The 13,862-nt window shown below is 35.2% G+C and carries 16 protein-coding genes and 1 pseudogene; 4 read left to right on the top strand and 13 right to left on the bottom strand.

Features of this window, described 5'->3' with window-relative positions; genetic code table 11:
- Positions 1–82: 82 nt before the first annotated feature.
- From FC748_RS01280 to FC748_RS01265, 4 genes and pseudogenes are all read right to left on the bottom strand, one after another.
- A complete protein-coding gene (locus FC748_RS01280) occupies positions 83–394 on the bottom strand; it encodes a DUF2834 domain-containing protein (RefSeq protein ID WP_024363249.1) in 312 nt (103 codons plus the stop codon).
- 980 nt (positions 395–1,374) lie between these two features.
- Positions 1,375–1,503: pseudogene (locus tag FC748_RS22535) on the bottom strand (hypothetical protein); the annotation flags it as partial.
- Positions 1,504–1,716: 213 nt separating this feature from the next.
- Positions 1,717–2,469, bottom strand: coding sequence for a DUF4085 family protein (locus tag FC748_RS01270; protein ID WP_108029889.1), 753 nt, complete (start codon positions 2,467–2,469; stop codon positions 1,717–1,719).
- Between the two features lie 143 nt (positions 2,470–2,612).
- On the bottom strand, positions 2,613–3,437 hold the full coding sequence (locus tag FC748_RS01265) for a sulfite exporter TauE/SafE family protein (protein ID WP_108029890.1): 825 nt from the start codon (positions 3,435–3,437) through the stop codon (positions 2,613–2,615).
- Between the two features lie 106 nt (positions 3,438–3,543).
- Between FC748_RS01265 and FC748_RS01260 the strand changes: the two genes are divergently transcribed.
- Positions 3,544–4,428, top strand: a complete 885-nt coding sequence (locus tag FC748_RS01260) for a LysR family transcriptional regulator (protein WP_108029891.1) — start codon at positions 3,544–3,546, stop codon at positions 4,426–4,428.
- 467 nt (positions 4,429–4,895) lie between these two features.
- Here FC748_RS01260 and FC748_RS01255 read toward each other — a convergent pair whose 3' ends face one another.
- Positions 4,896–5,276, bottom strand: coding sequence for an iron chaperone (locus FC748_RS01255; protein ID WP_108029892.1), 381 nt, complete (start codon positions 5,274–5,276; stop codon positions 4,896–4,898).
- 634 nt (positions 5,277–5,910) lie between these two features.
- Here FC748_RS01255 and FC748_RS01245 point away from each other — a divergent pair.
- The 3 genes from FC748_RS01245 to FC748_RS22530 all read left to right on the top strand — a co-directional run bounded on the left by FC748_RS01245 (position 5,911) and on the right by FC748_RS22530 (position 7,948).
- A complete protein-coding gene (locus FC748_RS01245) occupies positions 5,911–6,873 on the top strand; it encodes a S8 family peptidase (protein ID WP_108029893.1) in 963 nt (320 codons plus the stop codon).
- A complete protein-coding gene (locus FC748_RS01240; RefSeq protein ID WP_108029894.1) occupies positions 6,873–7,682 on the top strand; it encodes an endonuclease I family protein in 810 nt (269 codons plus the stop codon). Before FC748_RS01245 ends, FC748_RS01240 begins: the two co-directional genes overlap by 1 nt.
- A gap of 161 nt (positions 7,683–7,843) precedes the next feature.
- A complete protein-coding gene (locus FC748_RS22530) occupies positions 7,844–7,948 on the top strand; it encodes a putative holin-like toxin (protein ID WP_370635715.1) in 105 nt (34 codons plus the stop codon).
- 168 nt (positions 7,949–8,116) lie between these two features.
- Here the strand turns inward: FC748_RS22530 and FC748_RS01235 are convergent, their stop codons facing one another.
- The 8 genes from FC748_RS01235 to FC748_RS01205 form a co-directional block, all read right to left on the bottom strand.
- On the bottom strand, positions 8,117–8,614 hold the full coding sequence (locus tag FC748_RS01235) for a P-loop nucleotide/nucleoside kinase family protein (protein WP_108029895.1): 498 nt from the start codon (positions 8,612–8,614) through the stop codon (positions 8,117–8,119).
- 408 nt (positions 8,615–9,022) lie between these two features.
- Positions 9,023–9,352, bottom strand: coding sequence for a four-helix bundle copper-binding protein (locus FC748_RS01230; protein ID WP_108029896.1), 330 nt, complete (start codon positions 9,350–9,352; stop codon positions 9,023–9,025).
- Between the two features lie 95 nt (positions 9,353–9,447).
- On the bottom strand, positions 9,448–10,131 hold the full coding sequence (locus tag FC748_RS01225; protein ID WP_108029897.1) for a peptidoglycan recognition protein family protein: 684 nt from the start codon (positions 10,129–10,131) through the stop codon (positions 9,448–9,450).
- Positions 10,128–10,532, bottom strand: a complete 405-nt coding sequence (locus FC748_RS01220) for a phage holin family protein (protein ID WP_108029898.1) — start codon at positions 10,530–10,532, stop codon at positions 10,128–10,130. Before FC748_RS01220 ends, FC748_RS01225 begins: the two co-directional genes overlap by 4 nt.
- 140 nt (positions 10,533–10,672) lie before the next feature.
- Positions 10,673–10,864 (bottom strand): DUF4177 domain-containing protein, encoded by a 192-nt coding sequence (locus FC748_RS01215; protein WP_108029899.1) that lies wholly within the window; start codon positions 10,862–10,864, stop codon positions 10,673–10,675.
- Between the two features lie 78 nt (positions 10,865–10,942).
- Positions 10,943–11,095 carry a hypothetical protein gene (locus FC748_RS21915; RefSeq protein ID WP_167492614.1) on the bottom strand — a complete coding sequence of 51 codons (153 nt, stop codon included), beginning with the start codon at positions 11,093–11,095 and terminating at the stop codon, positions 10,943–10,945.
- The gene (locus tag FC748_RS01210) at positions 11,088–11,336 is read right to left on the bottom strand and encodes a hypothetical protein (RefSeq protein WP_108029900.1); all 249 of its coding nucleotides are present in this window, start codon (positions 11,334–11,336) and stop codon (positions 11,088–11,090) included. Before FC748_RS01210 ends, FC748_RS21915 begins: the two co-directional genes overlap by 8 nt.
- Entirely contained in the window at positions 11,336–13,861 is a 2,526-nt protein-coding gene (locus FC748_RS01205; RefSeq protein WP_108029901.1) for an exo-alpha-sialidase, read from the bottom strand. Before FC748_RS01205 ends, FC748_RS01210 begins: the two co-directional genes overlap by 1 nt.
- Position 13,862 lies beyond the last annotated feature (1 nt).

Below are 13,862 nucleotides of genomic sequence, written 5' to 3'. Positions count from 1 at the left end.
TTATTAACTTATCTATTAGAACGTATTGTCAAAGACCACCCATCACGGAGTATTTAATTAAAGCCTATCTAGGTTAACACCCTTATTTCTTTATATATGGCTGTCTGAAAAACAAAAATAATGGTAATGCCAATGATAAACCAACTGTAAACAAAGTTAATAGACATATCCACTTTTCTTTAATGTTATACTTTCTCGACTCATTAAACATAAAGATGATAAAAACAAAACATGAAATAAAAAAGTCAACAGCGAAGAAGGTCGATATCGAGTTTGCAAATAATAAATCTATTAATAACCCTAAATCAAATCCGTTTTCGTTCAAGAATTGCACTAAAAAATAATACGGAAATACTGTGCCAATAATAGCAAATAACAAGTAAACTTTTCTCATTTAAAAACCCCTCTCTATGCTTTTCACAAATAATATAGTTTAATAATACCTCATAAAAAATTAATTTTAATAAATATTTCCATTTATCACTCCAACTAATATTCTAACGATGGTTCACCATACACCATTGATTGTGGAAGGCTATCATCTTCATTTAACCAATTGTAGAAAGCACAGGCCGTTCTTTATATGGAGTTTCTTTTATAAAAGGATGATTTATATAGATTCATATTAACAATCTAGAGCTTTTCTATACGCTCCTAAAAGAAGTGGATGAACGAGATGAAGAAATTGCACTCAACATTTTTGCATCTTAATTTTTTGTTCACATTGTTTACCTAAATTTAATTCTATATGTTATTCAATGCTATTCTCGATATTTTGTACACAAAGAAAAAAATGCCCAAACCCCTATATTATCAAAGGTTTTAAGCGTTTTTCTTTTTGGTTAAAAACCAACCTACGTTTTGCAATTGACGTCCCAGGGGGAGTTTATCATTCGCCTGGAACATTGGTATTACTGGGTTTTCAATTAGGTTGTGTAGAAATGTGTAGAACATGATTATTTACTCTACAATTATACTTGCTGATTAATTGGATCACTAGCTCTTATAAATTAACTACGGTAATGTTCCAAACTGAAATTCTAATTAATTCTTCTTACTAAAAAGAATCCAGGATTTACTTCTGTTGCAACTAGCTGAACAAAATTATCGTACGTATAAGTAATGAGGGATTCAAACCCGCGACCCGAAACTATAATACTTCAGCTTCTTTCTCGTGTAGTTTGTCTACATACGATTCTCTAAGCATTATGGCGACCTTAGAAACAGCTTACAATAATCTAGTCTATCTTTATGTAGATTAATAGGTAAAACACCCCAATTAAACCACTCCAATATTTAACAGATTTGAAATTATAACAGTTGATTACTTAATTTTCTCCTTGCTACTAACATCTTGGGCTCTAAAAATATTAGCTAATTTATTTGTATAGACAATTGTATTATCATTTTTTCTTTAGCTCTTGTAACCGCTACATAATGAGCATTTAGTCTTTCTTCATTTTCAAAATCATAATCTCTACCAAATGCTACAACTTGTTCAAACTCAAGACCTTTATTAACTGTATTTACAAACTATCAAGTTCTTATAGCATTTAAACACACGTAAATTGTATCAGAGAAGAGGAGCTTATTCCGCAATCGCGCCCGATTGTTGAGTACCTTATTGAAGATAAGCACCCGTTAGCTTAATAAGGCTTCTCTTTATTTTTTTTATATCTTCGCTTCGACTTAATACAAAAACGCCTCAGTTTACTATCAAAGATTATTTTTATTACTTATAAAGGAAATTTGTTCAGCTGATATAATAAAATCAATTAAGTCCTCCGTTTTATTTTGTAGCAAGACGTGAAATTCATATTTGTCATTCACTTTATATATTTCCTCATACAGCCACCATGAATCTTCTAACAAATCATCCTGTTTGATAATATTAATATTTTCAAATATGACCTCATCTATATTTGTATCACTCACTTTATTATCAAGGAGTAATTTTAAGGATTTATCATTCTTAATTGATTTTATAATTCTGCAATCATGGAAGCTAAAATCCCCATCAATTTCTATATCCAGTAATGTTGAGTTTTCTTTTATATATCTTTTGTAATCTTCAATTACTGTGGTTACAATTCTGTAATTTTCCTCGCAAAATTGAGTTACAGCATTTATTACATTACGAGTTGCCTTATCTAAAGTAAACACCCTTATATCTGCAATCTGTTTTACTATTGTTTCTGGTAATTGCTTTTTTAAATACATAAGATTATGTATGAAAATATCATGAAATTGTTCTATTCCCTTTTCTTTATTAAAAGGTTCATAGTTTTCGTGAGATTTTAATCTTAAATTAGCTTCTTCTTGTACAGTAAGCCAACTATTTAATTCAATGTGGTAAAGCTGTTGAAAATATTCTTCTGAGAATGTTTCAGCTTGCTTTTCTTCCTCTAAATGCAGATGTAAATTATTTTTTTGACACAATTCATGCCATTCTTTAGTAAAATATTTCATTTTATTACCCTCGTTTCTCTAAGTAGATAATTTTTAATTAAACTGCTCTGTTAGTTGAATAAGAAAAAAGAGCTGCCTATGCAACTCAATAATCTTCAAGAAAAGCGCCCGATTGCTGAAGATCGTGATTTAGTACTGCATATCTACTTAAATTGCCATGCTACTTGAACGATTAATAAAATTAGGATGGTAGTTACTAACCCTTTAGCAATTTTTAAAGGTATTTTTGATACGATTTTTAATGCAACTTGTGTTCCAATGATAGATCCCGTACCCAAAGCAATTGCATAATCCCATTGTAAATAACCCGTTTGATAAAAAATGATAAATGCCCCAAAACAGCTACCGAAATTTAACACTCTGCTCATTTGTGTTGCCTTTACATAAGTATTTTTAGATTTTATAAAGTATAAAATACTGAATGTTGATGACCCAGGACCAAATCCACCATCATACATCCCAATAAAGAATGACATCACTTTAGAAGCACGATTATTATTAAGGTTTGTATTATTTGCTTGTAGTTTGCTATACCATTTTTTACTTTTAATAGATACAAAAAATGTAAATATGAGCAAACAAATTGCAATTAGATTTAGCCATTTCTCTGGAAGAATTGACGTAACTAGCGCACCAAAGCCTCCTCCGATAATCGAAGAAATAATGTAGGATTTCATTATTTTCATATTCAACTCTTTTGTCTTTAGAAGAACAAATAAACTAGATAATGATGCGATTCCTGAAGAAAATTTATTTGTTGCGATACTAAAATGAATAGGAATTCCAAGTAGTAGCATTGCAGGTAACGTAATTAAGCCCCCTCCTCCTGCAAGTGTCCCTATAAATGAACCTAACATGCCAATGCAAATAATGATACTGAGAAACGGGATGTTTGTTGTAGCATTAATTTGTAATAATAGAAAAACTCCACCTACAAATATCAATGAAAGATTAATCAATGTTCTCATTATTTTTCCCTCAACTTTTTATACAAACCATACAACGCTATTATCAATAAATCTAATATATAATTAAGTAATATTCATAAATAATATTTATGCAAGGGGGATTTTCATGAATCTACACGCTTTAAGAATATTTAAAACGGTAGCCGAATTTGAAAATGTAACAAAGGCCGCAGAGTATCTATGTTTGAGTCAGCCAGCTGTAACGATACAAATTCGCCATTTAGAAAAAGAGCTTGATGTGACATTGATCCAATCGAAAGGTAGAGGAATTCAATTAACGAAAGTAGGACGCATTCTTGCAAAAGAGGCGGAAAACCTTTTTTCATTAGAAAACTCGATAGAAACAAAAATCGCGAATATAAAAAAACAAGCAGCTGAAACAATTGTCATTGCGTCGACCTATTTACCAGCTACGGCTATACTTCCACCATTCATTTCGAAGTATAAAGATGAAAATGAGCATATTCAATTTGTACTTCAATCAGGAAACACAAAAGACATGATTCATAATTTGCTAAATTATAAGGCAGATATAGGAATTATTGTTACTGAAAATATAGATGAGTCTAATATAGTAAGTAAACATTGGAAAGATATTGAGTTTTATTTCGTTACTCACCCAAAGCATAAATTAGCAAATAAAGAGGTCACTTTAGATGAACTTGTTCAATACTCATTTGTTATGAGAGAAGAAGGGAGTTCAACAAGAAAACTTTTTCAATCCATTTGTCATACTCAAGGTGTGCCATTTCCTAAAATAGGATTGGTTTTTAATGGATTAACAGAATCGGTTCAAGCAGTTCTTTCAGGTTATGGTATTACTTTATCTCCATCTATTGCTGTTGAAAGGTATTTAGATACTAATCAACTGCAGAGGATTTATGTGAAAAACATAGAAATTATACGCCCTGTACATGTATGCACACGATTAAACATGCAGCCAAATACTAGTTCTGAATTGTTTTTAGATTTTCTTTTAAATAACAAATAATAAGTTATCAAACCGCCGTTTGGTAACTTTTCATAAAAGAATGTTATACAACAATATGGCCCGTTTGTGGAATAAGAATGAAACACATGTGTACGGCTTTGGTATAAATAGTGAAACAGAAAATAACCATTTTAGTACATTTATTTCGTGAATATGCCCATTAGCGTTGTAAACAGGATTGTTACACAAAGGTGGTATCAGTCAATGCCAATGTACCCCAACCTACGAAATATTGGTTATCCATACTCTGTCTCCCCTTTTACATTTAACTATACAATAATGTTAGATGAAAAAAGCACCCAAAGAATCGTCTAGTTACATTTACAAAAGCATGTCATTCAATAATCTAACCCTCTAATGAAAACGAGCGCTGATCCATATTATAGAATCGCGCCGATTGTTGATAAATCCTGTTATTATGATTTTTGTTACAGTTCATAAACAAAGGGAAATTTGCCATCTACAAATTATTTCTTTTTTATTTTCCCTTCCACTTTACTTTGGTTTTCAGCAACCCTAAATTTTACTATTTGACGAATTAATCCATAAGGGATGGGTTCTCCAATCGGGAATTGAACTGCACCTTTAGAGGTTTTATATCCCGATAATTCATGCTGAAAATTATTAATCCCGCTTGAAGTTGGGTAGAAGCCTATATGGTTTTTATATGCAGCAAAATGTACCAGATTTCCGTTTAATACAAAAGTAGGCATTCGGTAACTTATTTTTTCTTCGGCATTTGGCGCTGATTCCTTTATAACCTTTCTTATTGTTTTTAATATTTCTTGAATCTTTTGAGGATATTGTAAAATATATTCATCAATTGATTCAGGAATGTTTTGTTCCATAATATGCCTCCTTGTAAATTTAAGTATTGAAAGGATTTTAAAACACTTTAATATTAAAGTAAATATTCTTTATCTATTTCTCACTCTCCCCAATTTTGTCAAAGTTAATATTGATGAATTGATTTAAATATTTTTGGTCCATTTTGTTTAAATGAAAATCCTCACATTTTCTTTTGCTTGTTGAAAACTTTAAATTCCATTTTCCCCCTCAATCGTGTCCTTCTTATACCATTTCACCATTTTCCTTTTTTGCTCGAATTGTAATTTTACCCACGCATTGTGTTGGATTTTTATAGCCCTTTTCACCTTTGTGAAATAGCGTAGAGAATAGATTTTCTACTTCAGCTAATGAGTTTATGTACACATTTTAATTCGATACCTTTATAAGCATCTTCTGTTCCATGAACTTCAACTTCTCCAATGCAGTTTATTTTAAGTACAAACATCCACAATCTTTAAGATGTTATCATGCGATATTGACTAATAGATACCAATACTATTTTCACTATTAAAATTCTGATATTTTAGATAAAAACACATCTATTGTAACTGTTATTCAAAATTCAAAATTGTTAGAATATTATTAATTACCAATTTTAAACTTAAAACCTAATTTCTTTCAGGAGGGATACAAATGAAGCAAAAGTTACATTTAATTCCGTTTCAAGTGAATGAAGTGGTCGAAGTGGTCGAAGTGGTGCCAGTAGGTATTGAACTTATTGCAGCTCCAAAAGTTTGGGAGAATTCTAAAGGGAAGGGGATTACTGTAGCGATATTGGACACAGGCTGCGACGTCACCCATCCTGATTTGAGTGGGCGTATTATCGGTGGGTGGAATTTCACTCATGATGATGATGGACAACCTGATCGATACATCGATTATAATGGCCATGGAACCCATGTGGCTGGCACAATTGCTGCAATCAATAACTACACAGGAGTAGTTGGTGTTGCACCTGAGGCAAATTTACTGATTTTAAAAGTGCTTGATAAAAATGGATCAGGGCAATACGACTGGATCATAAATGGTATTAACTATGCAGTTGAACAAAGGGTGGATATCATCTCCATGAGCCTCGGAGGTTCTGTCGATGTACCTGAGTTACACCAAGCTATTCAAAACGCAATCACTAATCAAATACTAGTCGTTTGTGCTGCTGGTAATGAGGGAGATGGACAGAGTTTTTCAAATGAATTGGCCTACCCTGCCTGCTACAATGAAGTCATCAGTGTCGGTTCCATTAACCTGCAACGCAGATCTTCTTATTTTTCAAATTCGAATAATGAAGTCGACTTAGTAGCCCCTGGTGAAGAAATCCTTTCAACGTATTTAAACGGAACTTATGCAAAACTAAGCGGAACTTCGATGGCAACACCGCATATATCTGGTGCACTTGCACTCATAAAAGAGAATGCCAACAGAAACTTTGAGCGAAATCTGACAGAGGCTGAGCTGTATGCACAATTAATAAAAAGAACGATTCCTTTAGGAAACTCGCCAAAACTCGAAGGCAACGGCATGCTGTACTTAACAACAGAGGAATACTTATCGGATGTATTCAACCAAAAATTATCTGGACAGGCGTTGAAAATATAATGGAAAAACTAGATTTGCTATACTGTGAATGGGAAACGGCCAAGTCAGATTTTTTAAACTATCAGGAAAATCGACCCTATTATGACGAAAAGAAAGATAAGGAAGTCAGAAATCAATACTATCATAGCATTTCATTCACGAATACTACTCTTTTAGACAGCCTTCACACATTGCTTATAAAAACACATACAGATCAATTAAACTACAGCCCGCACCGTTATGTGTACCCCTGGGTTGATTTACAGGAAAACGGTTCATTAAAGAGTCTTTATTCTGGAAAAAGGATGGATCCCCTTTCTGTCATAGAGGAGGACGTTCGGCTCCACGAAATGCAGGCAAAAGGGTTAATAAGCATCTTATCGGATAATCTATTTAACTGTGAACATGTAGTGCCTCAATCATGGTTCGATAAAAAAGAACCGATGAGAGGAGACTTGCATCATTTATTCGCCTGCAATCCTACCTGCAATAGCAGTCGCAGCAACTACCCTTATTACGATTTCCATGATTATATCCCTGAAGGATTAATTTTAGGAATCAAAGATGGCTGCGGCAAAGCTGAAGAAAGTAAATTCGAACCAGAATACGGCAAAGGAATCGTTGCTAGAGCTACACTCTATTTCCTAATTCGCTATCCAAACATAATAAAAAAAGAACTAGAGAATATCTCCTTATTGTTAAAATGGCATCTATCTTTTCCAGTATCTATCTATGAAAAGCATCGCAACCTAGCTATCCATGAACTTCAAGGCAATCGGAATCCATTTATTGATTTTCCAGAGATTGCAGAATGTATCGTAACAAATTAAAAAACACTAATTCCCTTATAATCGTACAAAAGATATTAGTGTTCGCTTTTTTAATATTAAACGCCAATAAAGGTATAATTTCTACATGTAGTAGATCGAGATATTAAGGGTGATTGGTCATCTTTTATTCCAAAAATTCGTTTCAAACGAAAATAAAGGAGATGGTTCCAATGACAGTTTATGAGTCTATAACGCTCATGTTTAGTTTCGCTACACTTATTGTAACGATTCTTGCGTTGTCATTTACTTTTTCAAAAAAAAAGTAAATCACCCTCTATACCTTACAGAGTAGGGTGAATTACTAGAATGCCAATCGCCTTTAATGTAATCACCTAAATCCGAACAATCTCATTACCTTTAATAGAAACTATCGCTGGTCTATTTTGGTATTTTTTTACACACTTTAAATCTTCAAGGATATGTTGCAAACCTTATTATTCTTCCCCACTAAACTCTAAAATATTTAAACCCTCGGATAATTCTGGTTCTTCAAAAAAATTAGTAACATGAATAAACGTCTCTTTTGTGTCAAAAGTTGCTCTTTCGGGTTGTTCGATACATCTTTGTGCAATTTGACGTAAGCATTGCTCATTATTTAAATTAAGGAAAATTAGTTGATGGTTTGCATTTACCTCTGATGCAATATCCAAAAACCATTTTCGCTGTTGTTGAGTATTACCTGGAAAATCCATGACTACATCTGTACCAACACTTAATATGTTTTGGACATGCTTTTTCATCATCGGCTTGAGTTGCGCTGAGAATTTAAGATAGTCTTCAAATGTTGTTATCTGATTAGGGTAAAGAGATGCAAGCCATTCATCCTCAGATAACAATACTGCTTGCTTCTCTAAAGCCACTTGTTTTGATTTAGTCGTTTTTCCAGCTCCCATTTTTCCGCAGAAAAAGTATAGAGTCCCTAGTTTTTTCATATTTTTATCCCTCCATCTTATTTTATCGGTTATTTCCTTATCTTGTAACCTAGCTTATTAATAATTGTAATTGTTATGTAATGAAATTGCATTCAAAGGGATTATTAGAAAACTCACCTATTATCCCAATATCACTATAAAGGAAAAAGTCGTTATAGTTTTCTTCCTGGTCTAGTACATTTATCGTTTCTTTAATCGATAAAGAAGCATATCTTTTTTTCTTTAATATAAAGGGGTAGCGATTGACCCAATCCCTTTTACTGCTTTTCAGAAAGATTTAGTTCATATATGATGGAGAAGCTTAATAATTGCTTTGTATCAATAAAAAAGACGCCAAATAATTGGACGTCCCGACTCGTGAAAAAGTACTTAATGCTGGATAAAGTATTTTTCAAGTAAGAAAAGAAATTAAGCAGCTAGCTTTCTGCAAGCCTCTGCACATTTGAAACAAGCTTCCGCACACTGCTGGCAATGTTCATGATCATGTTTCTTACATTCATTGCCGCACGCCTCGCATACTGTCGCACATACTGATGCTAGCTCTGAAGCAAATGGTGTATTTCGTGCTAACGCCTGCTCTAAAAAGTTACAGATATCTGCACATTCCCGGTCTAATCTGATGCATTCAGCCATCATCTTTACATCGTCTTCCTTTAGACAAGCGCCAAAGCAGTAATTGCAGGCAACCACAAATTGGTGTAAAGCCTGGATTAATTTTTGGTGTTGTTCATGTGACAAATTCTATCCCTCCTATTAATTTCTTATTTACCAATAAAGGTATTTTCCGAAAAAAGGTAGATTAATATTTTTTGGTTACCCAGTCTTTTTACACCTTATAATGTCCGTTTTACAACAGAAATGAGTAATCCTAAAGCTTCACCATCTGTCATTGAACCAACTCTTTCGCTATGGTCCACCTTCAAGATTCCTTTTTGATAAGTCGCTTTTAACAATCCTTTTAAATCCTCTTTAGCTGTTGATGTTAGTGTGTTTGGCACTTTTGGTTCCTCCTTTTGTTGAATAGTATTTTTGGGCTTCATTGCTTCTTCAATTCGTTTCAAGAAGCTATTCCAGCGACTTTCGCTTAGTATCCGATGTGGACAATGTTTTCCGTTCCAATCTTGGTGTTTTTTAACTCGCTCAATGCCCCAACCATACTCTTTAAGTAGTTTCGCTATATACTGTACAGCGTTTTCCTCTGCGGCAGCATAACGGGCACCGCCACTTTTGCTGTAACAAATTTCAATACCGATTGATTTACGGTTACCATTTTCTTGTCCATCCCCACAATGCCAAGCATTACGGTTAAATGCAATGGCTTGAATCACTTCTTTATCATCAATTGCAACATGATAGGATACCTGATTGTTGTTAGTAATCATGTATTTAATTTCGTTGCTTGCAGAAGCATCATTCGCAGTATTGTGTACCGTAATATACTGTGGTGTCATAGAATAAGGCGCTTTTATAGGATACTTACTAGCAGGCAATAGGTTTTGTATAAAAATGTAACTCATTTGCTTTCACCCTCTTTTTCGTGATTATTAAAGATTTCTAAAGCACGTTTTACTGGTCCTGGCATGTCCAAACCTAATTTGGCACTATTTTCTCCTAAGCTCACAATTTCATTTAAGATAAATAAAATTGCTACAGCATCAGGAATAATTTGACCAATTGAAAAGCCTTGGTCTAACAGCACTAAATAAATTAAGTTAGCCACTACTATCCAAACCCACATCATGCCCTTTTTAATAATGCCTTGGTAACCTCGTTTACTATTAATAGCTCCCCAATTGGCAGCCGTACCAGTTAAGAGATCAAGGATGTTAAATACTAATAGAACCGTTAGCAATAACCCCCAACCCCCAATTAAAAACGATAAAGCTCCTCCGAATACTGATACAAAAAATCTTTCCATTTATACACCGTCCTTTGCCCTTTTTATAAATAAACAAGCGCCATGAGAAACATCGAGAATCAGTAACATGTACTGTTTGCCCATCTCGATTGCTCTCACAGCGCATAATAAAAAGCACCCTCGGTTGAGAGTGCTAAAACTTATTCCTTTGGTCTTTTGAAAACTAATTGAATATTCGTAACCTTATTTGGTTCAATAGGAGTAGAAGAAATTAATTCCCAACCCTCAGACCCTATTTGATTTAATAAATTCCCTAATAGTTCATTTACATTACCAAATTCCATACCGTTAATTTCAGCTACAAAATTTTGAACTTTATATTCCCAAATCATAAATAACCTCCTCTCCTCTACACTATTCGACAAAAGGAAGGTATTACCTTTTATTTAGACAATAAAATAACGCTAAGCCTATGCTTGCGTTTTACTATCCGTTTCTTGTTCTAATTTGCTGTACACCACTTGGCGCAGATTTGAAAGGTTCGGCACCTGTTCTTTTTTATCTGGATTTACTTTCACATAATTACACCAGATACATACAAGCCCGCTGTTTTCATTAAACATTGCTTTCACCTCCTGGTAATGCAGCGATAAGTGTAGAAAGTTCCATAATGGCGTTTTCTTGACCTGCTATACGTTGTTCTTGGTTAGCCATATAGGATGACATCTCCATCATGCTGTTTAACAGTAGTTGATTTTCTTGCTCTAACCGCGTTGCCTTTTCTTCTGATGTTTCTTCTACTCCGAATTTCTTCATATCACCAAATGTACTGTCTGAGTTGCGTACTTTATATTGAAATGGCATTAGTCCACCGCCCCTGAAATTAGATGTATTTTGTGATTAAATGATAAATCAGTTTGTGATGGTGTGATTTTGAGAATGATATTTTCCTTTGCTTCTAGCCCCTCGTGTTCGAAAGTATCCTCTATTACGCCTTGTTGTACTGGTGCAGTATTCACAGGCGTTAATGTTTCGTACTGTTCTTGCTCACCGCTTAAAGTCATGGATAGCTCCACTTTTACATCCAGTTCTTCATCACGTTGTATAAATAATAAAACACCCTTCGCTGATCCCTTCGGTGGCTCAATTTTATACCGAGCAACAGATTGCAAAATAGGTGTTTTCACTTCTTTTTTATTTAGTGTTACTGTCTTACTAGCTTTTGCTCCATAGTTATCGACGACCTCAATCACAATCGTATTTTGACCAACTACAAGTTGCAATAGAGCTAGTTCAAATTCCCACGCTCCACCTGCTCCACTGTATATTTCAACAGCATTCCCTGCGTTAATCCGACGAGTTACCTTGACCGTTGAATTAGCATCTTGGTCGGAGGCCGTACCACTAATTTTAAATTTGTCCGCATCAACTACGCCAGAAGGTACAACAGCATCCACAGATAACAAAGGCGCTCGGTTAGGTACCACGTAAAATGTACGCTCCACATTCGCAGAAGAAGCTTTTTCACTGTCCTCCGCCCATACTTTTAATGTATGTGCTACACCATCGGCTAGTGTGCCTGTGAGTGCCGTATCACCGTCATATAGCTTACCACCTTTGAAGGTTAGCTGCTTTGATAAAGCAATTTGCGTCTGACTTATGTTTGTTGCTAATACCTTTCGTTGTTCGCTGTTTATTTGATAGTACGCTGTGACAGATTGGTCTTTGTCAGCGTCATATGCCTCGCCCGAAATGTTAAGTGTGTCGTTTTCGTATAACGTTTGATTGTTTGTCGGTGTTATCAATGCTATTGTCGGGTCGTTGTTTGTGTTAAGTGTTCCGACAAATTGAACGCTCTTTGTTGACTGTGCATAAACCGTAGGTGGTATAACACCAAAAGTTTGTTTAAAAGTAGCATCATATAAAGTAGACGGATAGGTCATTAAATAGTCTACTACCTGTGTTGTCCATTGAGTACTGCCTTTTTTTAGCATGGCTACGTTTTTCACGCCACCTACCAAGATAATTAAGTCGCCTGTCTTGTCTGTTGTTATAGATGCCATTGCATAGTGCCCCTGCGAAGTACCTTTTAGCACGCTCTCCGCGCTAGTCCACGTACTGCCACCATCTGTAGACTTAGCGTAGTATAGATTATTGTAGCCTCCCGAATCGGACGAAGTCCCATGCCAGGCAACATGAATCACGCCGTCTTTGTCCACTACTGCTGATGGACTGGATTGAGCGTATGAGTATCCGTTGTAAATAGTTTTATTTTTCCAAGCACCAGAAGCCCCGTGAATACCAGATAAACCAACCTTTTTACTAAATACATCTATACATTTGTCATTTGTACTCCATATCGTTTCTGTTATTATTAAAGCGTCTGAATTTCTAATCACTATTGTTGGATTCGATATATTAATAGGGGATTGATTCATATTAGTAACTTGCTCAACTGCTGACCACGTAACCCCACCATCTGTACTCTTTGTATAACGGATATTAAACGAATTTGGATACGTTGCATTTTTACTTGCCCATGTTGCGTGTAGGTGTCCGTTGGTTGGGTCGATTGCTAGGGACGCACCGGCTAGTGCTGATTGATTGTCGTCTAGTCGGGCGTATTTACCCTGGTCGTTAGTGCCTAGAGACCAATCTCCGCCATTCATTTCACTTATACGTAACTCTTTGAATTGGACAACGTTAGTGCTTACTGTAACCAGGACAAACACACTTGTCCCGTTTGTTGTAAGGGCCCATGAGGCTGTCGATAACAGTGACCAACTACCGTTTTTACCTAAGAATGTCCATGAGTTACCGTTGTCTGTTGATTTATATACATGAAGAAACCAGGCAGTAGCTACTTGCCCTAGAACACAAGCTACTAACGTCCCATCATTTAATCTAACTAACTTGCGTCCGCCATTACCCGCTGTACTATATGGCTGATTAATTACAGTACCTGGAGACAAAGGTCCAACTGCCGCGCCTTTTACATACCAATACCCGTCTGTATGACGTCCGTTTGCCGGATATGTGCCATCTTCTGCCGTGATGTTTGATTGCACTAGTGAGCCTTTTGAGTAGTTTGTAGAAGATTGATACCAGGTTGGTGTGCCTGGTAGCTTAGATATAGTATAAACCCCATACCTGCCCTGGTATCGTATAAGGTTATCGTTGTAATTTGTGTATACTACAGTGTTCATGTTGACAATTGCGCTTTTTGAAGCCCCGATAGTAGACACTTTGCCCGTGTTTTGGTCTAGCGTATAATCTTCGTACCCGCTCACAGATTCGGCATCTAAAAATTCTTCTGTTCCCCATACAATTTGCCAGCTATAGACAGGTGTGCTTATCGCCGTAAACTTGTCATAATAATACTGAACCATC

It is taken from the genome of Lysinibacillus sphaericus, assembly GCF_005217585.1.
GTDB classification, from domain to species: domain Bacteria; phylum Bacillota; class Bacilli; order Bacillales_A; family Planococcaceae; genus Lysinibacillus; species Lysinibacillus sphaericus.
This window is presented reverse-complemented; position numbering and strand designations above follow the sequence as displayed.

Coding starts and splice junctions, on each gene's coding strand:
- FC748_RS01280 (WP_024363249.1), bottom strand. CDS start 394: ATGAGAAAAGTTTACTTGTTATTTGCTATTATTGGCACAGTATTTCCG.
- FC748_RS01270 (WP_108029889.1), bottom strand. CDS start 2,469: ATGAAATATTTTACTAAAGAATGGCATGAATTGTGTCAAAAAAATAAT.
- FC748_RS01265 (WP_108029890.1), bottom strand. CDS start 3,437: ATGAGAACATTGATTAATCTTTCATTGATATTTGTAGGTGGAGTTTTT.
- FC748_RS01260 (WP_108029891.1), top strand. CDS start 3,544: ATGAATCTACACGCTTTAAGAATATTTAAAACGGTAGCCGAATTTGAA.
- FC748_RS01255 (WP_108029892.1), bottom strand. CDS start 5,276: ATGGAACAAAACATTCCTGAATCAATTGATGAATATATTTTACAATAT.
- FC748_RS01245 (WP_108029893.1), top strand. CDS start 5,911: ATGAAGCAAAAGTTACATTTAATTCCGTTTCAAGTGAATGAAGTGGTC.
- FC748_RS01240 (WP_108029894.1), top strand. CDS start 6,873: ATGGAAAAACTAGATTTGCTATACTGTGAATGGGAAACGGCCAAGTCA.
- FC748_RS22530 (WP_370635715.1), top strand. CDS start 7,844: ATGGTTCCAATGACAGTTTATGAGTCTATAACGCTCATGTTTAGTTTC.
- FC748_RS01235 (WP_108029895.1), bottom strand. CDS start 8,614: ATGAAAAAACTAGGGACTCTATACTTTTTCTGCGGAAAAATGGGAGCT.
- FC748_RS01225 (WP_108029897.1), bottom strand. CDS start 10,131: ATGAGTTACATTTTTATACAAAACCTATTGCCTGCTAGTAAGTATCCT.
- FC748_RS01220 (WP_108029898.1), bottom strand. CDS start 10,532: ATGGAAAGATTTTTTGTATCAGTATTCGGAGGAGCTTTATCGTTTTTA.
- FC748_RS01215 (WP_108029899.1), bottom strand. CDS start 10,864: ATGATTTGGGAATATAAAGTTCAAAATTTTGTAGCTGAAATTAACGGT.
- FC748_RS21915 (WP_167492614.1), bottom strand. CDS start 11,095: ATGTTTAATGAAAACAGCGGGCTTGTATGTATCTGGTGTAATTATGTG.
- FC748_RS01210 (WP_108029900.1), bottom strand. CDS start 11,336: ATGCCATTTCAATATAAAGTACGCAACTCAGACAGTACATTTGGTGAT.
- FC748_RS01205 (WP_108029901.1), bottom strand. CDS start 13,861: ATGGTTCAGTATTATTATGACAAGTTTACGGCGATAAGCACACCTGTC.